The following is a 25720-nucleotide window of genomic DNA, read 5'->3' on the forward strand; positions in this document are numbered from 1 at the left end:
ACTCTACTCCTACGCGCGTAGAGCAGCGCGTCGGCGACAGGGGTCGATACGTAACAGAGACCGTACGGACAGGTCGCGTACACCTGTCAGTCTGAGAATGTTCCGCCATGGCACAGCATGCGCCGCCGGCGCGCGGGGCCCGCCTCGGGCGGGCAGCCGGCGCGAACGGCTCGGTCTCGACGGGAAGCACAGTCAACGGAGCGGTCCTCCTGCTCCCCGGAGCGTCCAGATTGTCCCCCGGTCCGGTGCGCCCGCTCGCGCGGGCACTGGTCCGGGCGGGCGGGGCGGACGGGTTGGTCGCGCACACGGTCCTGCACGCCAGGGGAGCCTGCCGGGAGGACGACGCCCGGTGGGCGGCCGACGAGGTGGTGCGCCGGTACGGGGACGTGCCGGTGTGCCTCGTCGGCTACGACGCGGGCGGCCGGGCGGCGCTGCGGGCGGCGGGCCACGACGCCGTCAACGCGGTGCTGGCGCTTGCCCCTTCGTTAGGCGAGGCGGTCTCGGCGGATTCCCCGGAACCGGTGAAGCAGCTGTCGGGGCGGCAGGTGCTGATCGTGCACGGGACGAACGACGCGCGCAGCGATCCTGAAGCATCGTTTCGGCTGGCGGCGCAGGCGAAGAAGGCGAACCGGGCGACGTGCCGGTTCGAGGTGCACTCGGACGGGCACGGGCTGCGGGAGCACCAGGCGGAAGTCGTGGCGCTGTCCGTGGATTTCGTCCTGGGGGCGCTGTTCTCGGGGCGGTACTCGCGGCCGGTGACGGACGCTCTGGCGGCGCCGCCGCCGCTGGGGCTGCGGATGCCGCTCGCCTCCGGATTCGGCCGGTCGCTGCGGGGCTGACCTGCGGGGACGAAGACGCGAGCGGACGGCCGCCCGAGCGTATCGTGAGGAGTGGACTCGGGGTCCTTCCTCCGCGGGAGGCGATTCGGCATGGCCGGAATCGTGCGCAAGAGCTTCGACCAGGCGGACGAGACCCGTCCGTTCGGAGACGGCAAGGGCAGGCTCGACGTGATCCAGACGGACGGCGGCTCCGTGGGCCGCGCGGTCTTCGAGCCGGGCTGGCGCTGGTCGGAGCACATCAAGCCGCTGGTGGGCACGGACAGCTGCGAAGCCGCGCACACGGGTTACGTGGTGAGCGGCCGGATGAAGGTCGTCATGGACGACGGGAGCAGCGAGGAGTACGGCCCGGGCGACCTCATGGAGATCGCCCCCGGACACGACGCCTGGGTCGTCGGCGACGAGCAGTGCATCGCGGTGGACTGGACCGGCTTCGGCCAGTACGCGAAGCCGACCACCTGACGTCCGCAGCATCAGCCGACGGGCAGCCACACCGGGTGCGTGAACGCCGCCGGGGCGCCCGTGACGGTGAGCCGGATCAGCACGTCCGCGTCCGGGGCCGCCCGCAGGCGCTCTCCTGTACCGGCGTGCTCCCCGCGCCCTCCGACGGCCTCGAAGCCGACTGTGACCTGCGCGGATTCCGCGGCGTAGGACCGGCCGGCCCGTATCCCGGCGAGGACGGCCTCCCGCGTCAGGTCCTCGGCGGGGACCACGGTCTGCGGGCCGCCGGTGCGGTCCGGGTCGCGGTGGTGGTCGCCGTTCGCCACGGCCGGCAGCCACCGCTCGCCGTCGGCGCCCCGCAGGGTGGCGTCCCAGGAGGCCGGGGAGACCTCGCCGTCCGGGGTCCACGGGCCGTTCCAGACCTCGACCGCGTCGGCCTCGCCGAAGCCGAACTTCCAGGCGCAGCCGATGCAGGTGGCGTGCGGGTGGGCGGGCACGACCAGGCCGCCCGCACTCCGGATCGCACGGGCGAACCGGCCGAAGCGGCCCTCGCGCGCCCGGTAGCGCCAGTCGACGAAGGTCCCCGGGTCGGTGCCGACCGCGAGGACGTGGCCGGTGCGGGTGGCGATCTCCTCGCCGGTCAGGATCAGCAGGTCCGGTCGGGACCGCGTCGGCCCAAGCGGCGTGCGCGGTGTGGGTGTTGCGCTCCGAGGAGTTGATGAAGTCCAGGCCGGCGGCCCGGGCGAGGCCGGCGATCTCGGCCGGGGTGCGGTGCCCGTCGGAGTGCACCGAGTGGATGGGGCAGTCGCCCCGATACCAGGCCCGGCCGCGGCCGCGGGCCCGCTGGGGCGGGTGGACGGGGCGGGGTGCGGCCCGGGGCCCCGAAGGTGAAGCGTGCGGTGATCTCGTACGGGAGCCCCTGCGGGCCACGGTGTACGGGCCGAGCAGTACGTGCCAGCGGCCGGCGTCTATCGGGCCCGGGCACGTAGCCGGGGGTCGCGCCGTCGGCGCGCAGGAAGAACTCGCTGCGGGCCGCCGGACCAGCCGCGGAAGCCGCGGAAGCCGCGGCCGCCGAGGGCGGTGCCGGGCGGTACGGGCGGCTTCCCGTACGCGTAGGCCGCTCTCGAATCGCTTACGCCGCACGGCACATCGAGGGGTATCTCGACGAAGTCGGGGGCCCCGGGGGGGGAATCGTGCCGGTCAGATCCGGGTGTCCGGCGAGGGGCGGACAGGTGCGGGGTGGCGGCTGCGGCGGCGCCGGAGGCACCGGTCGCCAGAACTCACGTCGGGTGAAGGCTGTGTCTCCACGGTGGCGGCGGTGCGTGAATCCCGCGCGAATCCGGGGTGAGGGGTCCCGGCTGTCCAGCGCCGAGCCGGCCGGCGGCGCCGCTCAGGCGGCGTGGTCGCGCCGGTCCGTCCGTACCCGCCGCTCCGTCCCCTCACGGTCGGAGGGCACCGGCGGACCCGGCGCGACCACCCGGTGCGCGCGCCGACCCGTCGGTCGGCGGCCACCACGGCGGGGCGCGGGCCCGGCAGGACCGCCATGGGCCCCCTCCCGGTCCTGCGAACCCGCTCCCGCTCCCCCGTCACCGCGTTTCCCCCTTCACCCGGTGTGACCACTGTGCCGGTTCGCCATGTGCACAAGGCGCCCGATCGGGGGTCGTCTTGCCGCCTTGCGGGAACACGAGGGGTTTATAAACATCCACAAGCCGGGACGAATACGCGTATGCCAGCCGACGAAGCCGACCAGCCGCGCGGGGGCGACCTGAGCCGCGCCGCCCGGCGGCTGTACGCGTACGCCGTCGAGCGGCATTCGTTCGCCGAGGCCGAGGCCATCGAGGCCCTCGGGGCGCGCGCGGCCGCGGCGATCACCGAGCTGGCCGCCGCGCACCTGCTCCAGCGGGCCTCCGGCGACGGTCCGGAGCGGTGGAGCGCCGTGGCGCCGCGGGCGGCGGCGGCCCGGGCGCTGGCCCCGCTGACCCTGCTCGTACGGGAGACCCACGACGAGATGGACCGGCTGCGCGGGCGGCTGGAGGCGCTGGTCCCGACGTACGAGGCGGGGGCGGCGCACCTCGAACGGAACGGGTCGGGGCGGACGAAGCTGGAGCTGGTCACCGACCTGGGAGCGGTGCGCGCTCTGATCGCGGAGCTGGTCGCGGGGTGCGGGCGGGAGCTGCTGACCTCCCAGCCGGGCGGGGGCCGGCCGGTGGAGACGCTGGAGGAGGCGATCGGGCGGGACGAGTCGCTGCTGGCGCGCGGGGTGCGGATGCGCACGATCTACCAGCACACGGCGCGCTACTCGCGGCCCACGGCGGCGTACGTGGAGCGGGTGACGGCGCTGGGCGCGCAGGTGCGGACGCTGGGCGACGCCCTGATGCGGATGCTGGTCTTCGACGGGCACACGGGGCTGATGGCGGTGCCGGACCGCAGCGGGGCGGCGCTGGTGGTGCGGGAGCCGGCGGTCGTGCACTTCATGACCTCGGCGTTCGAGCGGTGCTGGGTGGAGGCGGAGCCGTTCCCCACGACGGTGAGCCCGGACGCGGCCCGCTCGCTCTCGGACGAGCTGCGGCAGACGATCGTGCGGCTGCTGGCGGAGGGGCTGGAGGACAAGGTGATCGCGCGCCGGCTGGGCATGTCGGAGCGGACCTGCCAGCGCCACATCGCGGAGATCATGCGGGCGGTCGGCGCCAAGTCCCGCTTCCAGGCCGGCTACTTGCTCTCCTCGGCGGCCCCTGCCGTCGCCTCAGGGAACGACGTCGGATCCTGACCGGGATGCCCTCCGTGCAGCTCCGGAATGAGTCGGCCGCGGCGGGACAGCAGGAAACGCTTGAACTCGGCGACCGGCGGGGTGTCGGGGTGCCCGTCGAGCCAGGCGACGCCGATCTCGCGGACCGCGCGCGGGGCCGTCACCGTCAGCTCGACCACACCGGGGCGGGCCACGGCCGGCGGCGGCAGCAGGGCCACGCCGAGGCCGGCCGCGACCAGGCCGCGCAGGGTCTCGGCCTCTTCGCCCTCGAAGGCCACGCGCGGGGTGAACCCGGCTTCCGCGCACAGGTCGTCGGTGATGCGGCGCAGGCCGTAGCCGGCCTCCAGGGTGACGAAGGTTTCCTCGGCGGCCTCGGCGAGGCGGATGCGCTTGCGGGTGGCGAGGCGGTGGTCGTCGGGGACCACCAGGCGCAGCCGTTGCACGTCCAGGCGGCGGGCGACCAGGTCGGGGGCGTCGGGGAGCGGTGAGGTGAGGCAGAGGTCGAGCTCGCCGGCCCGCAGCTTCTCGAGCATGGCCTCGCCGTAGTTCTGCACCAGGGAGAAGCGCACCCGCGGATGGTCGGCGCGGAAGGCGCGGATCAGGCCGGGTACGGTCTCGGGGCCGAGGGTGTGCAGGAAGCCGAACGCCACTTTGCCGAAGGCCGGGTCGGCGTCCTGCTGCACCGACTCGGCGGCGCGGGCGATTTCGGCGAGGGCCCGCTCGGCCGAGGCGAGGAAGGTCCGGCCGGCCGTGGTGAGCGCCACGGTGCGGCCCTTGCGGGCGAACAGCGTGACGCCGAGGTCCTGTTCGAGCCGGACCATGGCCCGGGACAGGGTGGATTGCGGGACGCCCAGCTCGTGCGCGGCGCGGGTGACGTGCTCGTGGCGGGCGACGGCCGCGAAGTACGCCAGGCGCGGGGCCAGCAAACCTGTCACCGCGATGTCTTCTTCGTAACGGTTCATTTACAGGCACCCCTCTGAGCTGCAGTCATGCACCAGTGGATTGATTATCGCGATTCTGTGCATTGGACGCATGAAACCGGCCGGGGCTACGGTCGTTGCATGCCTCCCGTTCATACCGGGGCGCCCGTCACCACGGGTGCCTCCACCCCGTCGTCCCCTGCCGCACCGGAACCCCGCTCCCCCGGCCGCCCCGGCTACCGCCGCATGAGCCTCGCGCTCTTCGCCGCCGGACTCGCGACGTTCGCCCTCCTCTACTCCACCCAGGCGCTGCTGCCCGCGATCTCCGACGGGTTCGGGGTGACGGCGGGTCAGGCCAGCTGGACCGTGTCCGCGGCCACGGGCGCACTCGCCCTGTTCGTCCTGCCGCTCAGCGCGCTCTCCGAGCGCTTCGGTCGGACCCGGATGATGACGGTCTCCATGCTGGTCGCCGTGGGCGTCGGCCTCCTCGTGCCGTTCGCTCCGAACCTGGAGTGGCTGGTCGCGCTGCGCGCCGTCCAGGGCGCGGCGATCGCCGGCATCCCGGCCTCCGCGATGGCGTACCTGGCCGAGGAGGTCAAGCCGAAGGCGCTGGTGGGCGCGATCGGCCTGTTCGTGGCGGGCAATTCCATCGGCGGCATGAGCGGCCGCCTCGTCACCGGCTGGGCGGCCCAGGTGTGGGGCTGGCGGGGCGGCCTGCTGGCCGTCGGCCTGATGTCCCTGGCCTGCGCGGCGGCTTTCCTGGTGCTGCTGCCCCGGGCCCGGTTCTTCCGCCCGGCCTCGCTGAACCCGCGCGCGGTGGGCCGTACCGTCGCCGGGCATCTGCGCGACCCGCTGCTGATGCGGCTGTACGGGATCGGCGCGCTGTTCATGACCGTCTTCGGGGCCGTGTACACCGTCATCGGCTACCGGCTGGTCGACGAGCCGTTCTCGCTCGGGCAGGGCGTGATCGGGTCGATCTTCCTGATCTACCTGGTCGGTACCGTCTCCTCGGCCGCCGCCGGGCAGCTGGTGGCCCGGACGGGGCGGCGCGGTGCGCTGTACCTGGCGGTGACCACGACCGCGCTGGGCCTGCTGCTGTCCCTGGCGGACTCGCTCGCCGCGATCCTGGTCGGACTGGTCCTGATCACCGCCGGCTTCTTCGCGGGCCACGCGGTCGCGTCCGCCGCGGTGAGCCGGACCGCGACGTCGGGCCGCGCGCAGGCCTCGGCCCTGTACCAGTCGGCGTACTACCTGGGCTCCAGCGCGGGCGGCACGCTCGGCGCGCTCGCCTACCACTCGGCGGGCTGGGCGGCCACGGTGGGCATCGCGCTGCTGGCCGTGCTCGGCGTCGTGTCGATCACCGTGTACGGCTCGCACGCGGCCCGCGCGGAGCGGCGGCACGGCACGCTGGCCGCCGCACGCTGATACGGCTGTGCGCGGATCGCCCGTACGGCATCGGTACGAGCGGAATTACGGAGCCCGGAGGCACAAGCCGCCCCGGGCTCCGGCGCGTTGCCCCTCCCCGCCGGGAAGGCATGGGGAGGTGGGAGGGAGTCCGACGTGAAATCCATGCGGATGCTTGCGGGGCGGATGCGTACGAGGCGGATGCGTACGGGACGGATGTGTACGCGGCGACGTGCGGCGGCGGTGGTCTGCGGGGCGGTGGTGCTCGCGGCCCCGCTGATGGTCGGCGGGGGCGGGGCGGCGCAGGCCGCCGGCTCGTGCAACGTGACCACGGGGCCGTACCAGCGCCAGGTGGAGCAGTTCCTGGGGCGGCCGGTCGACGGGTGGCAGTCCGCAGCCGACTGCCAGGCGGTCAAGGCGTTCCAGGCCAAGCACGGCATCACCCCCACCGCGGGGTACGCCGGGCCGCTGACCTGGCAGACGATGAGCACCATGCTGGCGCAGCGGGCGGCGGGCACGACGCCGAACAAGGACGGGAGGTGCCCGGTGAACCTGGGCCGGATCGCCTGCGTCGATCTGACCCGCCAGCTCAGCTGGGTCCAGGACGGCGCCACGTTGAAGTACGGCCCGGTGCCGGTCCGCACCGGCAAGGACGGCACCGAGACCCGGACCGGGCTGAACCGGATCTACTACCGCAGCATCGACCACTGGTCGACGATCTACGACGTGTCGATGCCGTACGCGCAGTTCTTCGACGGCGGGATCGCCTTCCACTCCGTCGAGAAGAGCATGTGGAACCCGCCGGGATCCGGCGGCTGCGTGAACATGACGCCCGCGGATGCGAAGGCCTACTGGAACCTGCTGGTCAAGGGCGACGACGTGTACGTGTACGGCCGCAAGCCCGGTACCTAGCCGGGCTTTCCGGCTGCCGTTGTCAGACCCCTCCGGTAGTTTTCGAGGTATCGGAACGACTGGGGGAAGACAGCCATGAGTGACCTCGCGACCGGCACCGGAACCGGCATCGACTCCGACCTCGATGCGGCGATGGACCGCTACCGGGTCGAGCTCACCGGCTACTGCTACCGCATGCTCGGCTCCTCCTTCGACGCCGAGGACGCGGTGCAGGACACGTACGTCCGCGCCTGGCGCAGCTTCGAGAAGTTCGAGGGCCGGTCCTCGCTGCGCTCGTGGCTGTACCGGATCGCCACCAACGTCTGCCTGGACCTGCTGAGCGCGGGGAACAAGCGGGCCCGCCCGATGGACCTCAGCGCCCCGCAGCACCAGGCGTCCGCGGTGCTGAGCCGGTCGCCGGAGGCGACGTGGCTGGAGCCGGTCCCGGACGGGCGGGTGCTGCCGCAGACCGCCGATCCGGCGGAGATGGCGCTGGCGAAGGAATCCGTACGGCTCGCGTTCGTGGCGGCGCTGCAGCACCTGCCGGCGAAGCAGCGGGCGGTGCTGATCCTGCGCGAGGTGCTGGCGTGGAAGGCGGACGAGGTCGCGACCCTGCTCGACACGACGGTGGCCTCGGTGAACAGCGCCCTGCAGCGGGCCCGGGCCACGATGTCGGCCACGCGCATGCGCGAGAGCGAGGCGGCGGACCCGCTGGACGCGGAGCAGGTGAAGCTGCTGGAGCAGTACCTCTCGGCCTTCGAGGCGTACGACATCTCGCGGCTGACCACCCTGCTGCACGAGGACGCGGTGCTGTCGATGCCGCCGTTCGACCTGTGGCTGCAGGGGCATGCGGACATCGCGGCGTGGCATCTGAACCAGGGCATCGGCTGCAAGGGCTCCCGGCTGATCCCGACCACGGCGAACGGCCTGCCGGCCTTCGGCCAGTACCGGCCCCGGGAGGACGGGAAGCCGGGCTGGACGCCGTGGGCGCTCCAGGTCCTGGAGATCTCAGGGGGCCGCATCACCGGCCTGAACGCCTTCCTGGACACCTCCCGCTGGTTCCCCCTCTTCGGCCTCCCCGAGCAGCTCGAGGAGTCCGACGAGGTGCAGGAGCGCCCGTAGCGGCGGCCCGGCCCCGGTCACCCGGAACGGCCGCCCCCGCGCGGTGAGCCGCAGCCGGGCCAGGGCCTCGACGGCGCCGAGGTCCGGCACGGTGACGGCGCCGATGTCGCACTCCACCTCGCGCGCGCCGTCCTCGTACAGCCGCGCCAGGCACACGCACAGCACGGCCGCGTCCCGCTCGGTGAGGCTGGGTCCGGGCAGCACGAGTCGGGTGATCTCCACGAGGGGTTGACCGCCCGGCGGCCCGGAACTCATCGGTTCCGGACGATCACGTCACGGCGTGGGGAAAACGGAGGTGTCCAGCTTGAAGTCGAACGGCGCGGGCAGCTGGAAGGTCTCGCCGAACTTGCCGGCCTGGAGCACCCGGTAGACGCCGCCGACGGGCTCTCCGTAGAGCGTGACGGTCGGCCCGCCCGGGGCGAAGGCGTCGATGAGGAGATAGAGCGGCACCCCGGCCTGCGCGTATCCGGCAGCCTTCGCAATGCGGTCGTGCGAGGCGTTCGAGGGCGAAGTCACCTCGACGACGAGTTCCGCCGCTGCGGCGGGCACGTACTGCTCGGACTCCGAGAGGACGTCCACGGGCATGACCAGAAGATCCGGGATGAACATTCCCTTGCGGGAAGGAACGGCCACGCTCTGCACCTGGTAGATGCCCCAGCCATCCGGGATGACCGTGTACAGCTTGCGCTGTACAGCCTCAGTGATGGCGTTGTGCCTGTTCGACGGCGTGGGCGCCACGGTGATGATCCCCTCGATGATCTCCACCTTGCAGCCCTTCCGCGTGTCCGTCTCCTCCCTGAGGCGGACAAGCGCGTCCCAGCTCTCGCCGTACGGCTCCTGCTGGACGGTGAGTGCGCTCATGGTGTGCTCCTCAATCCGTCGTCACCGATCCCAGCATGCCGAACGGGACCGGCGGGGGTCCACCGGTCCCGTTCAGCCGTACGGGTGAGCGTGCGGTGCTACGCGATGCGGTCCAGGACGATCGGCGTGGCGGAGAACGCCGTGCCGGCCGGGGCGATGTCGTACGTGCCCTCCAGGGAGGCCAGGGCGTACTCGAACTTCTCCGGGGTGTCCGTGTGCAGGGTCATCAGGGGCTGGCCCGCGGTCACGGTGTCGCCCGGCTTCGCGTGGAGCTCGATGCCCGCGCCCGCCTGCACCGGGTCCTCCTTGCGCGCGCGGCCGGCGCCCAGGCGCCAGGCGCCCACGCCGACGCCGTACGCGTCCAGGCGGGTCAGGACGCCCGAGGACGGGGCGGTGACGACGTGCTGCTCGCGGGCCACCGGGAGGGCCGCGTCCGGGTCGCCGCCCTGGGCCGCGATCATCCGGCGCCAGACGTCCATCGCGGAGCCGTCGGCCAGCGCCTTGGCCGGGTCGGCGTCCTTGATGCCCGCCGCTTCCAGCATCTCGCGGGCCAGCGCCAGGGTCAGCTCGACGACGTCGGAGGGGCCGCCGCCGGCCAGGACCTCGACCGACTCGCGGATCTCCAGCGCGTTGCCGGCCGTCAGGCCGAGCGGGGTGGACATGTCGGTCAGCAGGGCGATCGTCTTGACGCCGCTGTCCGTACCGAGGGCGACCATCGTCGAGGCGAGCTCGCGCGCGTCCTCGATGTTCTTCATGAACGCGCCGGTGCCGACCTTCACGTCGAGGACGAGCGAGCCGGTGCCCTCGGCGATCTTCTTCGACATGATCGAGGAGGCGATCAGCGGGATGGCCTCGACGGTGCCCGTCACGTCGCGCAGGGCGTAGAGCTTCTTGTCGGCGGGGGCCAGGCCGTCGCCCGCCGCGCAGATGACCGCGCCGGTGGTGTCGAGGACGTGCAGCATCTCCTCGTTGGAGAGCAGCGCGCGCCAGCCGGGGATCGACTCCAGCTTGTCCAGGGTGCCGCCGGTGTGGCCGAGGCCGCGGCCCGACAGCTGCGGCACGGCCGCGCCGCACGCGGCGACGAGCGGGGCCAGCGGGAGGGTGATCTTGTCGCCGACGCCGCCCGTGGAGTGCTTGTCCGCGGTCGGGCGGGACAGGGAGTCGAAGTTCATCCGCTCGCCCGAGGCGATCATCGCGGCGGTCCAGCGCTTGATCTCGGACCGGTTCATGCCGTTCAGCAGGATGGCCATCGCCAGCGCCGACATCTGCTCGTCGGCGACGACACCGCGCGTGTACGCGTCGATGACCCAGTCGATCTGCTCGGGGCTCAGCTCGCCGCGGTCCCGCTTGGTGCGGATGACGGAGATGACGTCCATGTGGTGCTTCCTTCTACGCGCATAGAGATGAGGGGAAAGAAAGACGGAAGGGAGACGGCCCTCCGCCCGGCAGGGCGAAGGGCCGTCGGCACGGCTATCTCAGGTGGTCCGGCCCGAAGGCCTGGGGCAGCATCTCGGCCAGCGGGAGGATCCCCGTCGGGGTCTCCACCAGCAGTTCCGGCCCGCCGAACTCGAAGAGCAGCTGGCGGCAGCGCCCGCACGGGACGAGGCTCTCGCCCTTGCCGTCCACGCACGTGAAGTGCGTCAGGCGGCCGCCGCCCGTGGCCTGGAGCGCGGACACCAGCCCGCATTCGGCGCACAGGCTGAGCCCGTAGCTGGCGTTCTCCACGTTGCAGCCGACCACGGTGCGGCCGTCGTCGACGCGGGCGGCGACCCCGACCGCGAAGCCGGAGTACGGGGCGTACGCCCGGGACATGGCCTCCCGGGCGGCGGCCCGCAGGGCCTCCCAGTCCACGTCGGTCACTTGCCCTGGCCCTTGCGGTAGGGCATGCCGTCGGCCTTGGGCATGCGCAGGCGCTGCGCCGACAGGGCGAGCACCAGCAGCGTCGTGACGTACGGGGCCGCCTCGACGAACTGGCTCGGGACGGCGTCGGTCAGGACGTACCAGAGGAACAGACCGGCCGAGCAGACCGCCGCGACGCCGGCCTGGACGTGCTTCTTCTTGTACAGGTACCAGCCGAAGGCCACGACGAGCAGGATCGCCAGGAGCAGCAGCATCGCGTGGACGTTCTCGGCGCCACCGCGCAGCTTGAGGCTGTAGGTGAAGCCGAAGAGGCCGGCACCGAGGGCCGTGCCGCCGGGCATCCAGTTACCGAAGATCATCGCGGCGAGGCCGATGTAGCCGCGGCCGCCGGTCTGGCCCTCCTGGTAGATGCCCGTGGAGACGATCGCGAGGAACGCGCCGCCGAGACCGGCCATCGCGCCGGAGATGATCACGGCGATGTACTTGTACTTGTAGACGTTGACGCCGAGGGACTCGGCGGCGACCGGGTTCTCACCGCAGGAGCGCAGGCGCAGGCCGAAGGCGGTCCGCCACAGCACCCACCAGGTGGCGGGGACCAGCAGGACGGCGATGATGGTCAGCGGCGAGAGGTTGGTGACCAGGCCGCCGATCACACCGGCGATGTCCGAGATCAGGAACCAGTGCTTGCCCTGCAGTGTGGCCATCCAGTCCGACAACCCCGGCACGGTGATCTCCGTGATCGGGTCGATGCGCGGGGACTGCTTGGAGGAGCCGCCCGGGGCCTTGTCGAAGGTGAAGTTCGACAGGTACTGGGTGAAGCCGACGGCCAGGATGTTGACCGCCACACCGGAGACGATGTGGTTGACGTTGAACGTCACGGTGATGATCGCGTGCAGCAGGCCGCCGATGGCGCCGCCGACGATGCCCATGAGGACACCGGTCCACGGACCCCACTGGTATCCGGCCCAGGCACCGAACCAGGTGCCGAGGATCATCATGCCCTCGAGGCCGATGTTGACGACGCCCGCACGCTCGGCCCACAGACCGCCGAGGCCGGCGAGGCCGATCGGGACGGCGAGCTGGAGCGCGCCGGAGATCTGGCCCGCGGAGGTCAGGTCGTCGGCGCCGGAGATGACCCGGACCAGCGAGATCAGGGCGAGACCGCCCGCGATCAGCAGGAGGATCCAGGGCAGGGTGAGCTTGCGTCGGCCGCCGTCCTTCTTGGGCGCGGCGCTCGTCGCGGAAACGGTGCTGGTGCTCACGCCGCGACCTCCTTGTTGTCGGTCTTGAGGGCGTGCCCGGCGGCCAGCTCCCGGCCGACCTTCTGCTGCTGGCGGCGGATGCCGTAGCGGCGGACGAGCTCGTAGCTGACGACGACCGCGATCACGATCAGGCCCTGCATGATCGTGCCGATCTCCTTGGCGTAACCGGCGGTGTCGAGACCGGCGGCGGCCTTGTCGATGAAGGCGATCAGGAACGCGGAGAAGAAGATGCCGATCGGACTGTTGCGGCCGAGCAGCGCGATGGTGATGCCGGTGAAGCCGATGCCCAGGGGGAAGGACAGGTTGTACGTGTAGGACTCGCCGAGCAGCAGCGGCATACCGGTCAGACCGGCGACCGCGCCCGAGATGAGCATGGAGGTCATGATCATCTTCTTGGCGTCCACGCCGGAGGCCTGAGCGGCGGACTCGCTGGCGCCGGTGGCACGCAGGTCGAAGCCGAAGCGGGTCCGGTTGAGCACGAACCAGTAGACGACGCCGAGGGCGAACGCCACGAAGGTGAAGCCGTAGACCTGCAGGCCGTCACCGATGGTCAGGGCCGGGAACCAGCCGGACTCCGGGATGTCGCCGGTGGTCAGGTTGTTCGAGCCGGGCGGCTGGACGCCGAGGTTCTTCGGCAGGATCAGCCAGGCGATCACGGCGGTGGCGATGGCGTTGAGCATGATCGTGGAGACGACCTCGCTCACGCCGCGCTTGGCCTTGAGGACGCCGGCGATGCCGGCCCAGAAGGCACCGGTGGCCATGGCCACGAGCACGATCACGAGGATGTGCAGCGGACCGGGCAGCGAGATCGAGGCACCGACCACGGCGGAGAGCATCGCCGCGAGCCGGTACTGGCCGTCGACGCCGATGTTGAAGAGGTTCATCCGGAAGCCGATGGCGACGGCCAGGGCAGCCAGGAAGTAGATGCCGGCCTGGTTGACGATGAGGACCTGGACGTCCTCATAGCTGGCCTGGTCGATCATCACGCGCAGCGGGTCGATCGGGTCGACGCCCGAGGCGGCCAGCACGATCATGGTCAGGAGGAAGGCGCTGACCAGAGCGAGCGCCGGTCCGGCGACCGCGAGGAGCAGCCGGTCCTTGTCGAATTTCTTCATCGGGCCTCGTCCTCCGTCGTGTCACCGTCGGCAGCGTCGGAAGGGTTGTCGGTGGCTTCCAGGTGGCCGCGGGCGGCACCCGTCATGGCGGTGCCGAGTTCCTCGGGCGTGATGGTCGCCGGGTCGGCGTCCGCGACCAGGCGGCCGCGGTAGATGACGCGCAGGGTGTCGGACAGGCCGATCAGCTCGTCCAGGTCGGCGGAGATCAGGAGCACGGCGAGGCCCTCGCGGCGGGCCTCGCGGATGGCGTCCCAGATCTGGGCCTGCGCGCCGACGTCCACACCGCGGGTGGGGTGGGCGGCGATGAGGAACTTCGGGTTGTGGCTCATCTCGCGGCCGACGATCAGCTTCTGCTGGTTGCCGCCGGAGAGGGAGGCCGCGGTGACCTCGATGCCCGGGGTGCGGACGTCGTACTCGCGCACGATCCGCTCGGTGTCCTTGCGGGCGGCCTTGGGGTCGAGGATGCCGCGCTTGGAGTTGGGCTGCTCGGTCACGTGGCCGAGGATGCGGTTCTCCCAGAGCGGGGACTCCAGCAGAAGCCCGTGGCGGTGGCGGTCCTCGGGGATGTAGCCGATGCCGCCCTCGCGGCGCTTGCGCGTCGGCGTGGTGGAGATGTCGTCGCCGTCGAGGGAGATGACACCGCCGTCCGGGATGCTCATGCCCATGAGCGCCTCGATGAGCTCGGTCTGGCCGTTGCCCTCGACGCCGGCGATGCCGAGCACCTCACCCTTGTGGATGGTGAAGCCGATACCGGCCAGCACCTCGCGCACGACGCCGTCGGGGTCGGTGGCGGCCAGGCGCAGGTCCTGGACCTGCAGCATCGGGACGTCGGTGACCGTCGACTCGCGCGTCTCCGGTGAGGGCAGCTCGCTGCCGACCATCAGCTCGGCGAGCTGCTTGGTCGTCGCGGTCTTGGGGTCGGCGGTGCCGACCGTGGTGCCGCGGCGGATGACGGTGATGTCGTCCGCGACCTTCAGCACCTCGCCCAGCTTGTGCGAGATGAAGATGACGGTCAGGCCCTCGGCCTTGAGCCCGCGCAGGTTGTCGAAGAGTGCGTCCACCTCCTGCGGCACGAGCACCGCGGTGGGCTCGTCGAGGATGAGGGTGCGGGCACCGCGGTAGAGGACCTTGAGGATCTCCACGCGCTGCCGGTCGGCGACACCGAGGTCCTCGACCAGGGCGTCGGGGCGCACGCCGAGGCCGTACGCGTCCGAGATCTCCAGGATCTTCTTGCGGGCCTTGGCGCCGATGCCGTACAGCTTCTCGCCGCCGAGAACCACGTTCTCCAGGACGGTGAGGTTGTCGGCGAGCATGAAGTGCTGGTGCACCATGCCGATGCCGCGTGCGATGGCCTCGCCGGGGTTGGCGAAGGTGACCTGCTCCCCGTCGATGGCGATGGTGCCCTCGTCCGGCTTCTGCATGCCGTAGAGGATCTTCATCAGGGTCGACTTGCCGGCACCGTTCTCACCGATCAGGGCGTGGACCGTGCCCTTGCGGACGGTGATGGCGATGTCCTTGTTGGCGACGACGCCGGGGAAACGCTTGGTGATGCCGTGCAGTTCTACGGCGGGGGGGCTGGACGCGTTGATGACGCACTCTCCTTGGCGCGGAAGGAGCTGGAAAGCCAAGTTGGCAGGGGGACAGGGCGGGGAGAGAAGGTATCGCGTCCACGATGCCTCTACGCGCGTAGCACTGTCGAAAGTGAAAACTTGCGGCCAACTGGCCACAAGGATCACGGAACACGGCTCGGGGCCCGGGAGCGATAGAGACCGCTTCCCGGACCCCGGAGACCATTACTGCATGTCAGAGACTGCCTTACGGGGCGATCTTGACGTTGATCTTCTTGGCGATGATCTCGGCCTTCGCCTTCTCGACCGCGGCGGTGACGTCCGTCATCTTCTTGTACTCGGGGTTGGAGTCGGCCAGGCCGACGCCGTCCTTGTCGAGACCGTAACGGATCTCACCGTTCTGCGGCTGGCCGTCCTCGACCGACTTGATCAGGTTGAAGACCGCGTCCGGGACGTCCTTCGTGACCGAGGTCAGGATGTGGTCCTTGTACTTCGCCAGACCGGCCTGGTTGTACTGGTCGGAGTCGACGCCGATGGCCCACTTGCCGGCGGCGGCGGTGGCCTCGATCGCACCCGAACCGGCAAGACCGGCGGCGGAGTAGATCACGTCGGCACCCTTGGCCAGCTGGCCCTGGGCGGCGGCCTTGCCGAGGTCGGGCTTGGCGAAACCGGAGAAGTCCGGGGGCTGCGTCAGGTAGGTCGACAGCACCTCGGCGTTGGGGTTGGTGTCCTTGACGCCCTGCGCGAAGCCCGCCTCGAACTTCTTGATCAGCGGAACCTCGACACCGCCGATGAAGCCGACCTTGCCGGTCTTCGACGCCTTGGCGGCGGCGACGCCGGCCAGGTAGGAGCCCTGCTCCTCGTTGAAGACCAGGTTGGCGATGTTCTTGTCGGTCACCGAGGTGTCGTCGATGAGGCCGAACGTGGTGTTCGGGAACTTCGCGGCGACCTTCTTGATGGCCGGCGCGTAGGCGAAGCCGACACCGATGACCGGGTTGTTACCCTTGCGCGCGAGCTCGGTGAGGCGCTGGACCTTGTCGGCCTCGCTCTCGCCCTCGGTGGGCTCGGCCTCGGCGCCCTTGATCTTGAGGTCCTTCTCGGCCTTCTCCAGACCCGCGAACGCGGCGTCGTTGAAGGACTGGTCACCGCGGCCGCCGATGTCGTACGCGATGGCTGCGGACTTCTGGCCCGACGACGACTCCGACGAGGACGCGGAGGAGTCGGACGACTTCTTTCCGCCACAGGCGGTGGCCGAGAGGGCCAGCGCCGCGGACGCGATGCCCACGGTGGCGATCCTGGTGATCCGGCGCAAGGGGAGGCTCCTTCAAAACCTGACCGAAGCGCCACGACCGGCGCTGGTTTCGCGGCGATCGTAACGCGCGTAGATGTCAGTTAAGAGGCCGTTCATGAGTCGTTATCGGATCGTCGCGAATCGGACAGTGACCGATTGGTAACTGCCCGGACGTCCAGCCCTTGTGTACCAAGGGCTGGACAGGTGTGACGGCAGGCGCTCAGATGTTGTAGAAATTTTTACCCGATCGGCCTGGAACGCCGCCCGTCGAGCAGTGCGGCGGCCGTGAAGAACTCCACGCCGACGCCGATCGCGGACTCGTCGACGTCGAAGTCGCCCCGGTGCAGGTCCCTCTTGGCGCTCGCGCCGGGAGTGTGCACGCCGAGCCGGGCCATGGCTCCGGGCACGTGCTCGAGGTACCAGGAGAAGTCCTCGCCGCCGAGGCTCTGCTCGGTGTCCTCGACGGAGTCCTTCCCGAGCCGGGCCGCCATCGACTCGCGCAGCAGCTCGGTGACCACCGGGTCGTTGACGACCGGCGGGACCCCGCGGACGTAGGTGATCTCCGACTTGGCCCGGTGCATCCCGGCGATCTCGTCGATCGCGGCGTGGATCTGGTCGGGTGCCTCGTGCCAGGCGTTGATGTCCAGGCAGCGGATGGTCCCGGACAGCTCGGCGTGCATCGGGATCACGTTGCAGGCGTGCCCGGCCTCGATCCGGCCCCAGGTGATCGACATCCCCGAGCGGGCGTCCATCCGGCGGGACATCACGGCCGGCAGGTCGACGGCGACGCGCGCGGCGGCCGTCACCAGGTCGGTGGTCAGGTGCGGGCGGGCCGTGTGCCCGCCGGGGCCGGCCAACGTGATCTCCAGCCGGTCGCAGGCGGACGTGATGGGCCCGGTCCGCAGTCCGATCTTCCCGGCGTCGACCCGCGGGTCGCAGTGCACCGCGACGATCCGGCCCACGCCGTCCAGGACACCGGACTCGATGGCGTCGGTGGCCCCGCCGGGCAGCACCTCCTCGGCGGGCTGGAACAGCAGCCGCACGGGGCGGGGCAGCAGGCCCTGCCGGTCGAGGTCGGCGAGGACCAGCCCCGCGCCGAGGACGACGGCGGTGTGCACGTCGTGGCCGCAGGCGTGGGCGCGGTCGGGGAAGGTCGAGCGGTACGCCACGTGGGTCTTGGTGTCCGGAATGGGCAGGGCGTCGATGTCCGCGCGGAGGGCCAGCATCGGCCGGCCCCCGTCCCAGGTGCCCACGTCACAGATCAGGCCTGTTCCGGACTTCAGCACGCGGGGGCGCAGGCCGGCTTTCTCCAACCGGGCCTTGAGCGCCGCCGTGGTGCGGAACTCCTGGTGTCCTAGCTCGGGGTGCATGTGCAAGTCCCGGCGGAAGGCGATCAGTTCGGCACGCAGGTGGTCCGGAAGCTTGCCGGGCAGCTCGGGCCGGTCGGGCGTGCCGGGCAGGGCGGTCTGGGACTCGCGGGACATCAACTGGTTCACCCGTTGAAGGGTAGGCCCACCTATGGGCCAAGTGGCTGGAGATCACCAAAAGTTCATGCCGTTAGGGGAAAAAAACCAGACCTCTGGACGCATGACCGGATGCACCTGGGGGTACACTCGCCCGCTCATCCGGCCGCAGAGGCCGTCTGGGCAGGGAGTCTGTGCACATCGCGGGCGGTCTCGGTGACTCCGGCGAGGAAGCTGCGGGCCCGCGGCGAGGCGGAGCCGGTGAGCCAGGCCGGGTCGACATTGCATACGGCGACGGTCACACCGGTTCCGGTCAGCGCGTACGGCAGGGTGTGGACGACGGTGGACGGAAAGCTGACGATCGTTCGGCCGACCGGTCCGCGCCGGGCGATCAGCTCCAGCGGCAGGTCCGGACGGACGATCTCGAGCCCGGTCGCCTCGCCGAGCGCGCGCAGCTTCTCCGCGGACTCCCGGCGGTGCGCGAAGTAGCGGGTGGCTCCGTGCTCCAGGGTCAGGGCGCGTACGGCGTCCAGGTAGCGGGCCGGGTCGACCACGCCGGTCTCCACGAGGGACGTGCCCACCAGGTCGGTGCCCTTGGTCAGGCGCGGCGGGCCGAACCGGGAGCGGGTCCAGGCGAACTCGTTGACCCGCAGCGTCATCGCGCCGTGGACGGTGACGGGCATCGAGCTGAACACCTCGACGCGGCGCCCCTTGCCGGCGGCCGGGGTGAAGCGGCGCCGGGCGGTGGCCGAGACCGGCGCGTACGCGAGCTCGCGGACGCGGCCGGGCAGGCCGCCGCCGCCGACCCGGTGCCAGCGCACGAGGCGCTCGCCGCGGCCGGTCTGGGCGACGAACTCCATGGTGGCGGTCCCGTCGTCGACCACCACGAGCTCTTCGGCCCGTACGAGGGTGAGCAGGAGCTGCACGTACCGGGAGAAGGGGTCGCCGACGACGACCCGGCGGGCCGCGCGCACGTCCCGGGCGAGCGCGGCGAGCGCCCTGAAGGGCGCGAGCCGGCCGCCGCGGGCCTCCTGCCAGGCGACCTCGTGCCCCTCGTCCCGCGCGAGGCCCGCCATCCGGCGGAGCTGGCCGCGGGACATGGGGTCGGTGGGGGGCAGTACGACGATCCGCAGCCAGGACCCCGCGCTCGCCGAACCGGAGCCGAGCGCAGACCGTTCGGTTTCCGAGGCCGGGCTTGCGGCGGTGAACCGGCCGGGCCGGCCCGGGGCGGGGCGGGGAGAGCCGCCCTCTTCGGGTCCGCGGGAGGCGAGCGGGCCCGGCTGGCGGGGGACGCCGGCCAGCCGGACGGCGCCGCCCGGTGTGGCCACGGCTTCGGCGTACGCCCACTCCAGCACGTTCAGGAGCTGGACCGGACTCTCGACGAAAGCCAGGGTGGAGGCTGAGGGGGTCACCACGTACTCCTCGTCAGGGGCGGGGGCGGAGCGTCATGCCGGACGGACACCGGGCGGGACGGCGGAGAGGCCGAAGAGCGGAAGACCGCAGCTCAGACGGAGGCGAGTGCGCCCTGGACCCGGCGGAGCTTCTTCATGGGGCCGAGCTCGGATTCGTAGACGCGCTTGACGCCGTCGCCGAGGGCGGTCTCGATGGTGCGGATGTCGCGGACGAGGCGGGCGAGGCCGCCAGGCTCCACGGAGGCGGCCTGGTCGGAGCCCCACATGGCGCGGTCGAGGGTGATGTGCCGCTCGACGAAGGTGGCGCCGAGGGCGACGGCCGCGAGGGTGGTCTGCAGGCCCGTCTCGTGGCCGGAGTAGCCGATCGGGACGTTGGGGTACTCCTCCTGGAGGGTGTTGATCACCCGCAGGTTGAGCTCCTCGGCCTTGGCCGGGTACGTCGAAGTGGCGTGGCAGAGCAGGATGTTGTCGCTGCCGAGCACCTCCACCGCGTGCCGGATCTGCTGCGGGGTGGACATGCCGGTGGACAGGACGACCGTACGGCCGGTGGCGCGCAGGGCGCGCAGCAGCTCGTCGTCGGTGAGGGAGGCGGAGGCCACCTTGTGGGCGGGCACGTCGAACTTCTCCAGGAAGGCGACGGCCTCGGTGTCCCACGGGGAGGCGAACCAGTCGATGCCGCGCTTGGCGCAGTGCTCGTCGATGGAGCGGTACTCGGCCTCGCCGAACTCCACGCGGTGGCGGTAGTCGATGTACGTCATCCGGCCCCAGGGGGTGTCGCGCTCGATGTCCCACTGGTCGCGCGGGGTGCAGATCTCCGGGGTGCGCTTCTGGAACTTCACGGCGTCGCAGCCCGCTTCGGCGGCGGCGTCGATGAGGGCGAACGCGTTGCCGAGGTCGCCGTTGTGGTTGATGCCGATCTCGCCGACGACGTAGACGGGGCGGCCGGGGCCGGCGGTGCGCGAGCCGAAGGGGCGCAGGCGGGAGTTGGGGGTGGCGACGGTCATGGCAGCTCAGGTCCTTCGTTCGGTGCGTGGGGGTGCGGAGGGGGTGCGAACAGGGGGGCGAGGAGGCGGGCGCGGGCCAGGTCGTGCGGGTCGTCGATCTCCAGGACCCGCGCGGGGTCGGTGGCGACGGGGAGGGTGCGCCCGAAGAAGCGGTGCCGGGCGGTGCGGAAGCCGGTGGCGTCCATGGCGTAGGCGGCGCCGGTCTCCAGCAGGTCCTGGGGGCGGTCCTGCCGGCGGGGGCGTACGGCCTTGTCGTGGTTGACGCCGTTGCCGGCGCCGTCGGCGGCCTCCCGCCAGAGGAAGCCGTGGAAGGGGGCGACGGTCAGGGCCGAGTCGGCCGCGCCGGATGCGACGGCTGCGGCGACGGACTCGACGTCGGAGGAGGTCAGGAAGGGGCTGGTGCACTGGACGAGGAGGACGACGTCCACGGTGAGGGAGTGCAGTTCCTCGAAGGCGTCGAGCGCGTGCAGCACGGCGGCTTCGCTGCTCGCGGTGTCCCCGGAGATCGCCGCGGGCCGGCGGATCGCGTCGGCCCCGGCGGTGCGGGCGGCGTCGGCGATGGGGCCTGCGTCGGTGGAGACCACGACGTCGGTGACGGTGGCCGCGCCCCGGCAGGCCTGGACGGCCCGGACGACGAGCGGGACTCCGGCCACCTCGGCGAGGTTCTTCCCCGGGACGCCCTTGGAGCCGCCGCGGGCCGGGATCACGGCCAGGACGCGGGGGCGCCTCGCGGGGTCCGCGGCGGAGGCATCGGCAGGGCCCACGGCAGGGTCCGCGGCGGTACGCACGCCAGGGCTCGCGGCGGTACGCACGCCAGGGTCCGCGGCGGTACGCGCGGCGGGGCTCACGGCGGTACGCACGGCTGGGCTCACGGCGGTCCGCGCGGCGGGGCTCACGGCGGTACGCACGGCTGGGCTCACGGCGGTCCGCGCGGTGGGGCTCACAGCTCCCCCATCCGGCGGATCATCGGAGCCACGCGCTGGACCCCGTGCCGGTACGCCCCGCGGGCGGCCTCGCGCAGGTGCGAGCGGAGCCGGCGGCGCAGCCGGGACTCCCCGCCGCTCTCCCGGACGGCGCCGGGCAGCGGGGTTCCGTCGGGGGCGAGATGGTGCCGGGCCAGGATCCCGGGCAGGTACCCGGGCGCGGTGACCTGCGTGTAGTAGGGGGCGACGGCGGGGAGGACCGGGAGGTCCAGCAGTTCGCCGAGCCGGGCACGGGCGGCGGCGAAGGGGTCCGGGGCGCCGGACGCACCCGTCACGCCCTGGTCGGCCAGCCAGTCCGGGTCGCCCTGCGGCAGCAGTCCGGCGTCGAGCTGGTCCCAGGAAGCCAGGCAGCCCGAGCCGAGGAAGTGGTGGTTGCCGAGCACCTCGCGGATGCCGAGGTCGGTGAGGACGGCCGTCGGGATCCCGCGGTGCAGGGATTCCAGCGCGGCCGTGGAGGACACCGTGACCAGCAGGTCCGTGCCGTCCAAGACCTCGCCCATGTTCCCGTACACCAGCCGGCAGTTGGCGGGCAGTCCGCCGGGGATCCGCTCGGCGAGCCGCTGGTAGGGCTGCTCCTCCAGGTGCGTGGTGTGCTCCCCGGGCCGGCTGCGCAGCTTGATCAGCACCTCGCGCTCCGGGTGCAGCCGGGCGTGCCGGGCGGCCCGCTCCAGCAGGTACGCACGGTCGGAGCGGCGCTCGGGGACGGACGGCTGGACGGCGAAGACCACGGTGCGGGCGCTGCTGCCGGCCCTTTCGTACGCCGCTCCGTCCAGGAACGGCAGGGCCGTCTCCGTGACGGCGCCGGCGTCCGCGCCGACGCCCTCGTACACCGCGCGGAAGCGTCCTGCGTCGTACCGGGAGTTGGCGAGGACGAGGTCGGCCCCGTGTCGCAGCAGCAGCCCGTCGGCGAGCTTCTCGTATACGACGCCCACGTACCCGGTGACGAGGACGGGGCGGGCGGCGGGCTCGGGCCACAGGGCGCGGACCCCGTGCAGGACGGCCTGGACGGCTCCGCCGACGAGGGCGAGGACGACGACGTCGTACCGCTCGCGCTCGAGCTCCGCGAGGAACTGCGCGCAGGTCACCTCGGAGAGCCGGTCGGCGCGGACGCCCACCTCGCCGAGCTGGCGCGCGGTCGGGGTGGCCCGGCCGCGGAGCAGGTATCCGGTGAGATGCGGCTCTCCCCCGGCCACCGCCGGGGATGCCTCCGCCGCGAGGCGGCGGGCGGTGAGTGCGCCCCATTTCCATCGCGTATCGGAATCGGCGAGTACGGCGACGCGAAGGGCAGTACGAGTACGAGTGGCGGCACGATGACTGGCTGGCACCCGGCAGAAGCTATTCCGCAATTTCGGTGATCGGCCCAACGAACGTACAACAGCGGGTTAACAACCCGTCTACGTCACGCGAAACCGCACGGGTTAACGCGCCCGCCCTTCTTCGTTCACATGGAATCCGCACACGGGCCACGGTGAATGCCGGACGGCGCCTTAACGTCTCGCGGGTGCTCAAGCTCTCTGTTGTCGTGCCGTTCTACAACGTGCAGACATACGCGCCGGATGCCCTGAAAAGCCTCGAACTGAACGCCCGGGACGATTTCGAGTTCCTGCTCGTCGACGACTGTTCGACGGACGGGACGCCCGAACTCCTGGAGCGGGCGGCGCGCGAGCTGCCGGGGGCGGTGCTCCTCAGACATGAACGGAACGGCGGCCTGGCCACCGCCCGGAACACCGGCCTGGACGCGGCCCGCGGCGAGTACGTGACGTTCCTGGACGGCGACGACTGGCTGGCGCCCGGCCACCTGGCCCGAACTCTGGCCGCCATAGAGGCGCTGAGCTGCGATTTCGTCCGCAACGACCATGTCCAGGTGACCGGCCGCACCCGCTCCGTGCAGCGCGTCCCGTACGGTCCGCAGCTGGTCGTCGGCGATCCGCGGGGCGGGATCCTGCCCGCCTCGCGGGCCACCTCGGTCGACTACCCGTACGCCTGGGCCGGCATGTACCACCGACGGCTGCTCGACCGCGGGCTGCTGCACTTCACCGACGGACTGCGGACGGCGGAGGACCGGCCGTGGATCTGGCGGCTGCACCGGGGGGCGGATTCGTTCGCGGCGGTCGGACTACCGGGGATCTTCTACCGGCGCGGGGTCGCGACCTCGCTCACGCAGATCAAGGACGAGCGCCAGCTCGATTTCATCAGGGCTTTCGACCAGGTTCTGGCCGATACGGCAGAAGACCGGGAAAGCGATCTTCTTCTCCCGAAAGCCGTCCGAACATATTGTGCAATTATCGCGCACCATATCGGGACCATCGAAAGGTACGAACCGGCCGTGGCCAAGAAACTCCGTTCGATGAGCACGGCCGCGCTCGGACGCATGCCCCAGGACGTACTCGACCAGGCCCTGAACGCAATGGACGCCGACCGCGCCGGAGTGCTGCGCCGACTGCGCCGCCGGCCCGCACGAGCGGGAGCCGCGCTCTGATGGCCCCTCACGACACCCCTCCCTGCACGCAGATCTTCCTCGCCTCCACGCTCTACGGGACGGCCACGCTCGCCGCCGGCATCGACGCGGGCAGCTTCCCGCCGGCCGGCCGCCGCATCCTGCTCACCAGCAACCACGCCCTCACCGCCGAGGTCTCCCCCGGCCTCGCCGACATGCCGGGCTTCGCCGCGCTGCGCACCCGCTTCGACGAGGTGCTCGACTGGAACGCCGCCATCGCCCCGCAGCACCCCAGCGCCTGGGCCCCGCGCCCCGAGGACGTCCCCCTGTGGGAGCGCCAGCTCCGGGCGATCTGGGGACTGGGCGAGGACCGCATCGAGATCATCGTGGAGTCGATCCAGGTCCCGCCCGCCCGGACCCTGTGCACGCTGTTCCCCGGCGCCGCCGTCGACGTCTACGCCGACGGGCTGATGAGCTACGGCCCCACCCGCTTCCGCCTCGACCCGCAGCTCGGCATGCGCGTGCGCCGCGTCCTGCACCTGGACCTGGTGCCGGGTCTGGAACCGCTGCTGCTCACCGAGTTCGACGTACCGCCGGAGCTGGTCCCTACTCCGGAGTTCCTCAAGGTGCTCGGCGAACTCCCCTCGCACGGACCCGAGTTGGACGGGATCGGCGAGGCGCCGGCGCTGCTTCTGGGCCAATACCTCTCGGCCCTCGAACTCCTCTCCCCGCACGAGGAGGAAGACCTCCACGCGGAGATGGTCCGGGGCGCGCACGCCCTCGGCCACCGCGAGCTCGTCTTCAAGCCCCACCCCAGCGCCCCCGCCGCGTACTCCCGCCGCGCCGAGGCCGAAGCCGAGCGACTCGGCGTCCGCCTCACCGTCATGGCCACCCCGGTCCTGGCCGAGACGCTCTACCAGCGGCTGCGCCCCGCCCTGGTCGTCGGCTGCTTCTCCACCGGGCTGCTGACCGCCGCCACCCTGTACGGGCTGCCGGTCGCGCGCACCGGGACCGAGGCCATACTGGCCCGCCTCGCCCCGTACCAGAACAGCAACCGGATCCCGCTCACGGTGGTCGACGCGCTGCTCCCCGCCCTCGCGGACGCCGGGGCCGTGGCCGACTGGACCGCGCCCGGCCCCGACGAGGTCCGCGACGGCCTGGCCGGGCTGCTCACCGCGGTCGGGTTCTCCATGCAGCCGCAGATCCTGGCCCCGCGCCGCACGGACGCCGAACGCTATCTGGCCGCGCATCTCGACGACCGCACCTGGCGCTACTTCAAACGCCGCCGGCTGACCACCCTCGGGCTGCCCGGCGGCATCCCGGCCCAGCTGTCCTTCCTGCCGCACAACCCGGCCGTCCGCCGCGTGGTCCGTCGGCTCCGGCGGCTGCGCGCGGCCCGCGGCAGCCGGCTCAGCTGACGGCGAGCTTGGCGGCGAAGCCGAGGAACAGCACGCCCGCCGCCGAGGTGGCCCCGGCCGAGAGCCGCTTGCGGCGGCGGAAGGCCGCGGACAGCCGGGTGCCGCCGAAGATCAGCAGGGTCAGGTACAGGAAGCTGCCGAGCTGGAGCAGCGTGCCCAGCAGGAGGAACGAGAGCGCCGGGTAGGCGTACGAGGGATCCACGAACTGCACGAAGAAGGAGACGAGGAACAGGATCGCCTTCGGGTTGAACAGGCTGATCAGCAGCGCCCGCCGGTACGGCCGCTCCCCCTCGGCCGGGGCTGCGTCCGGGGCCTCGTCCCGCTCGGCCCGCTCGGCGCGAGAGCGCCACAGCGCCCACGCACCGCGCATCATCCCGACGGCGAGCCAGGTCAGGTACCCGGCACCGAGCAGCTTGACGACGCCGAAGGCCACCGGACTGGCCTGGAGCAGCGCCCCCGCCCCGGCGGCGGCGAGCACCATCAGGACCGCATCCCCGGTGAACACGCCGGCGGCGGCCTTGTACCCGGTGCGCACGCCGCGTCGCGCCGCGACGGAGAGCACGTACAGCGAGTTCGGCCCCGGCAACAAAATGATCAGTATGAGCCCGACGAGGTAGGTCGGCAGATCGATGACACCCAGCATGCGCAGGAGTGTCCCATAGGCATGCACCTGTCGTGGCTGGATT

22 protein-coding genes and 2 pseudogenes are annotated in these 25720 nt (G+C 71.8%); 8 read left to right on the plus strand and 16 right to left on the minus strand.

Annotation, left to right across the window (positions count from 1 at the left end):
- Positions 1–107 precede the first annotated feature (107 nt).
- Together ACZ49B_RS06655 and ACZ49B_RS06660 are read left to right on the plus strand one after the other, a co-directional pair.
- Positions 108–839, plus strand: a complete 732-nt coding sequence (locus tag ACZ49B_RS06655) for a dienelactone hydrolase family protein (protein WP_468301105.1) — start codon at positions 108–110, stop codon at positions 837–839.
- A gap of 90 nt (positions 840–929) precedes the next feature.
- Positions 930–1298: a cupin domain-containing protein gene (locus ACZ49B_RS06660; RefSeq protein WP_468301107.1), complete on the plus strand. Its 369-nt coding sequence runs from the start codon at positions 930–932 to the stop codon at positions 1296–1298.
- A gap of 50 nt (positions 1299–1348) precedes the next feature.
- Here ACZ49B_RS06660 and ACZ49B_RS06665 read toward each other — a convergent pair.
- A pseudogene (locus ACZ49B_RS06665) lies at positions 1349–2509 on the minus strand (CehA/McbA family metallohydrolase); the annotation flags it as partial.
- A 494-nt stretch (positions 2510–3003) separates the two neighbouring features.
- Between ACZ49B_RS06665 and ACZ49B_RS06670 the strand changes: the two are divergent.
- The gene (locus tag ACZ49B_RS06670; RefSeq protein WP_468301110.1) at positions 3004–4044 is read left to right on the plus strand and encodes a helix-turn-helix transcriptional regulator; all 1041 of its coding nucleotides are present in this window, start codon (positions 3004–3006) and stop codon (positions 4042–4044) included.
- On the opposite strand, the gene ACZ49B_RS06675 is transcribed toward ACZ49B_RS06670, so the two are convergent.
- Entirely contained in the window at positions 3987–4985 is a 999-nt protein-coding gene (locus ACZ49B_RS06675; RefSeq protein WP_468301113.1) for a LysR family transcriptional regulator, read from the minus strand. The two genes, ACZ49B_RS06670 and ACZ49B_RS06675, sit on opposite strands and share 58 nt — an antisense overlap.
- A 99-nt stretch (positions 4986–5084) precedes the next feature.
- Here ACZ49B_RS06675 and ACZ49B_RS06680 point away from each other — a divergent pair, with 99 nt between their 5' ends.
- The 3 genes from ACZ49B_RS06680 to ACZ49B_RS06690 all read left to right on the plus strand — a co-directional run bounded on the left by ACZ49B_RS06680 (position 5085) and on the right by ACZ49B_RS06690 (position 8360).
- Positions 5085–6368 carry an MFS transporter gene (locus tag ACZ49B_RS06680; protein WP_468301116.1) on the plus strand — a complete coding sequence of 428 codons (1284 nt, stop codon included), beginning with the start codon at positions 5085–5087 and terminating at the stop codon, positions 6366–6368.
- Positions 6369–6563: 195 nt separating this feature from the next.
- The gene (locus ACZ49B_RS06685; RefSeq protein ID WP_468301119.1) at positions 6564–7259 is read left to right on the plus strand and encodes a L,D-transpeptidase family protein; all 696 of its coding nucleotides are present in this window, start codon (positions 6564–6566) and stop codon (positions 7257–7259) included.
- 75 nt (positions 7260–7334) lie between these two features.
- A complete protein-coding gene (locus ACZ49B_RS06690) occupies positions 7335–8360 on the plus strand; it encodes a sigma-70 family RNA polymerase sigma factor (RefSeq protein WP_468301121.1) in 1026 nt (341 codons plus the stop codon).
- Here ACZ49B_RS06690 and ACZ49B_RS06695 read toward each other — a convergent pair.
- The 13 genes and pseudogenes from ACZ49B_RS06695 to ACZ49B_RS06755 form a co-directional block, all read right to left on the minus strand.
- On the minus strand, positions 8247–8615 hold the full coding sequence (locus tag ACZ49B_RS06695) for an STAS domain-containing protein (RefSeq protein ID WP_468301124.1): 369 nt from the start codon (positions 8613–8615) through the stop codon (positions 8247–8249). The two genes, ACZ49B_RS06690 and ACZ49B_RS06695, sit on opposite strands and share 114 nt — an antisense overlap.
- Before the next feature lie 18 nt (positions 8616–8633).
- Positions 8634–9221: a Uma2 family endonuclease gene (locus ACZ49B_RS06700; protein ID WP_468301127.1), complete on the minus strand. Its 588-nt coding sequence runs from the start codon at positions 9219–9221 to the stop codon at positions 8634–8636.
- Positions 9222–9319: 98 nt separating this feature from the next.
- The gene (locus tag ACZ49B_RS06705) at positions 9320–10597 is read right to left on the minus strand and encodes a thymidine phosphorylase (RefSeq protein ID WP_468301130.1); all 1278 of its coding nucleotides are present in this window, start codon (positions 10595–10597) and stop codon (positions 9320–9322) included.
- A gap of 94 nt (positions 10598–10691) precedes the next feature.
- Complete coding sequence (locus ACZ49B_RS06710) at positions 10692–11081, minus strand: cytidine deaminase (RefSeq protein WP_468301132.1); 390 nt, start codon at positions 11079–11081, stop codon at positions 10692–10694.
- On the minus strand, positions 11078–12343 hold the full coding sequence (locus ACZ49B_RS06715; protein ID WP_468301134.1) for an ABC transporter permease: 1266 nt from the start codon (positions 12341–12343) through the stop codon (positions 11078–11080). The genes ACZ49B_RS06710 and ACZ49B_RS06715 overlap by 4 nt, the downstream gene beginning before the upstream one ends.
- The gene (locus ACZ49B_RS06720; RefSeq protein ID WP_468301137.1) at positions 12340–13458 is read right to left on the minus strand and encodes an ABC transporter permease; all 1119 of its coding nucleotides are present in this window, start codon (positions 13456–13458) and stop codon (positions 12340–12342) included. The genes ACZ49B_RS06715 and ACZ49B_RS06720 overlap by 4 nt, the downstream gene beginning before the upstream one ends.
- Positions 13455–15086: an ABC transporter ATP-binding protein gene (locus tag ACZ49B_RS06725; protein ID WP_468301140.1), complete on the minus strand. Its 1632-nt coding sequence runs from the start codon at positions 15084–15086 to the stop codon at positions 13455–13457. The genes ACZ49B_RS06720 and ACZ49B_RS06725 overlap by 4 nt, the downstream gene beginning before the upstream one ends.
- A gap of 187 nt (positions 15087–15273) precedes the next feature.
- Positions 15274–16338: a BMP family lipoprotein gene (locus ACZ49B_RS06730; protein WP_468301143.1), complete on the minus strand. Its 1065-nt coding sequence runs from the start codon at positions 16336–16338 to the stop codon at positions 15274–15276.
- Positions 16339–16556: 218 nt separating this feature from the next.
- Positions 16557–17801, minus strand: a complete 1245-nt coding sequence (locus ACZ49B_RS06735) for an amidohydrolase (protein WP_468301573.1) — start codon at positions 17799–17801, stop codon at positions 16557–16559.
- A 137-nt stretch (positions 17802–17938) separates the two neighbouring features.
- Positions 17939–19192 carry a hypothetical protein gene (locus ACZ49B_RS06740; protein WP_468301146.1) on the minus strand — a complete coding sequence of 418 codons (1254 nt, stop codon included), beginning with the start codon at positions 19190–19192 and terminating at the stop codon, positions 17939–17941.
- 92 nt (positions 19193–19284) lie between these two features.
- Entirely contained in the window at positions 19285–20196 is a 912-nt protein-coding gene (locus ACZ49B_RS06745; RefSeq protein ID WP_468301149.1) for an N-acetylneuraminate synthase family protein, read from the minus strand.
- A 29-nt stretch (positions 20197–20225) separates the two neighbouring features.
- Positions 20226–20960 (minus strand): annotated as a pseudogene (locus ACZ49B_RS06750) (acylneuraminate cytidylyltransferase family protein); the annotation flags it as partial.
- A gap of 176 nt (positions 20961–21136) precedes the next feature.
- Positions 21137–22504 carry a DUF6716 putative glycosyltransferase gene (locus ACZ49B_RS06755; protein ID WP_468301151.1) on the minus strand — a complete coding sequence of 456 codons (1368 nt, stop codon included), beginning with the start codon at positions 22502–22504 and terminating at the stop codon, positions 21137–21139.
- Positions 22505–22680: 176 nt separating this feature from the next.
- Between ACZ49B_RS06755 and ACZ49B_RS06760 the strand changes: the two genes are divergently transcribed.
- On the plus strand, positions 22681–23658 hold the full coding sequence (locus tag ACZ49B_RS06760; protein WP_468301154.1) for a glycosyltransferase family 2 protein: 978 nt from the start codon (positions 22681–22683) through the stop codon (positions 23656–23658).
- The gene (locus ACZ49B_RS06765; RefSeq protein WP_468301156.1) at positions 23658–25034 is read left to right on the plus strand and encodes a polysialyltransferase family glycosyltransferase; all 1377 of its coding nucleotides are present in this window, start codon (positions 23658–23660) and stop codon (positions 25032–25034) included. The genes ACZ49B_RS06760 and ACZ49B_RS06765 overlap by 1 nt, the downstream gene beginning before the upstream one ends.
- Here the strand turns inward: ACZ49B_RS06765 and leuE are convergent.
- Entirely contained in the window at positions 25027–25677 is a 651-nt protein-coding gene (leuE, locus tag ACZ49B_RS06770; RefSeq protein WP_468301159.1) for a leucine efflux protein LeuE, read from the minus strand. The two genes, ACZ49B_RS06765 and leuE, sit on opposite strands and share 8 nt — an antisense overlap.
- Between the last annotated feature and the right edge of the window lie 43 nt (positions 25678–25720).

The organism is Streptomyces sp. NPDC031132 (assembly GCF_055570595.1).

What these genes read in the sequence shown, in the direction of transcription:
- ACZ49B_RS06680 (WP_468301116.1), top strand. Translation starts at nt 5,085, where the DNA reads ATGCCTCCCGTTCATACCGGGGCGCCCGTCACCACGGGTGCCTCCACC.
- ACZ49B_RS06765 (WP_468301156.1), top strand. Translation starts at nt 23,658, where the DNA reads ATGGCCCCTCACGACACCCCTCCCTGCACGCAGATCTTCCTCGCCTCC.
- leuE (WP_468301159.1), bottom strand. Translation starts at nt 25,677, where the DNA reads ATGCTGGGTGTCATCGATCTGCCGACCTACCTCGTCGGGCTCATACTG.
- ACZ49B_RS06720 (WP_468301137.1), bottom strand. Translation starts at nt 13,458, where the DNA reads ATGAAGAAATTCGACAAGGACCGGCTGCTCCTCGCGGTCGCCGGACCG.
- ACZ49B_RS06655 (WP_468301105.1), top strand. Translation starts at nt 108, where the DNA reads ATGGCACAGCATGCGCCGCCGGCGCGCGGGGCCCGCCTCGGGCGGGCA.
- ACZ49B_RS06675 (WP_468301113.1), bottom strand. Translation starts at nt 4,985, where the DNA reads ATGAACCGTTACGAAGAAGACATCGCGGTGACAGGTTTGCTGGCCCCG.
- ACZ49B_RS06745 (WP_468301149.1), bottom strand. Translation starts at nt 20,196, where the DNA reads ATGACCGTCGCCACCCCCAACTCCCGCCTGCGCCCCTTCGGCTCGCGC.
- ACZ49B_RS06670 (WP_468301110.1), top strand. Translation starts at nt 3,004, where the DNA reads ATGCCAGCCGACGAAGCCGACCAGCCGCGCGGGGGCGACCTGAGCCGC.
- ACZ49B_RS06735 (WP_468301573.1), bottom strand. Translation starts at nt 17,801, where the DNA reads ATGTCCCGCGAGTCCCAGACCGCCCTGCCCGGCACGCCCGACCGGCCC.
- ACZ49B_RS06700 (WP_468301127.1), bottom strand. Translation starts at nt 9,221, where the DNA reads ATGAGCGCACTCACCGTCCAGCAGGAGCCGTACGGCGAGAGCTGGGAC.
- ACZ49B_RS06705 (WP_468301130.1), bottom strand. Translation starts at nt 10,597, where the DNA reads ATGGACGTCATCTCCGTCATCCGCACCAAGCGGGACCGCGGCGAGCTG.
- ACZ49B_RS06685 (WP_468301119.1), top strand. Translation starts at nt 6,564, where the DNA reads ATGTGTACGCGGCGACGTGCGGCGGCGGTGGTCTGCGGGGCGGTGGTG.
- ACZ49B_RS06690 (WP_468301121.1), top strand. Translation starts at nt 7,335, where the DNA reads ATGAGTGACCTCGCGACCGGCACCGGAACCGGCATCGACTCCGACCTC.
- ACZ49B_RS06660 (WP_468301107.1), top strand. Translation starts at nt 930, where the DNA reads ATGGCCGGAATCGTGCGCAAGAGCTTCGACCAGGCGGACGAGACCCGT.
- ACZ49B_RS06695 (WP_468301124.1), bottom strand. Translation starts at nt 8,615, where the DNA reads ATGAGTTCCGGGCCGCCGGGCGGTCAACCCCTCGTGGAGATCACCCGA.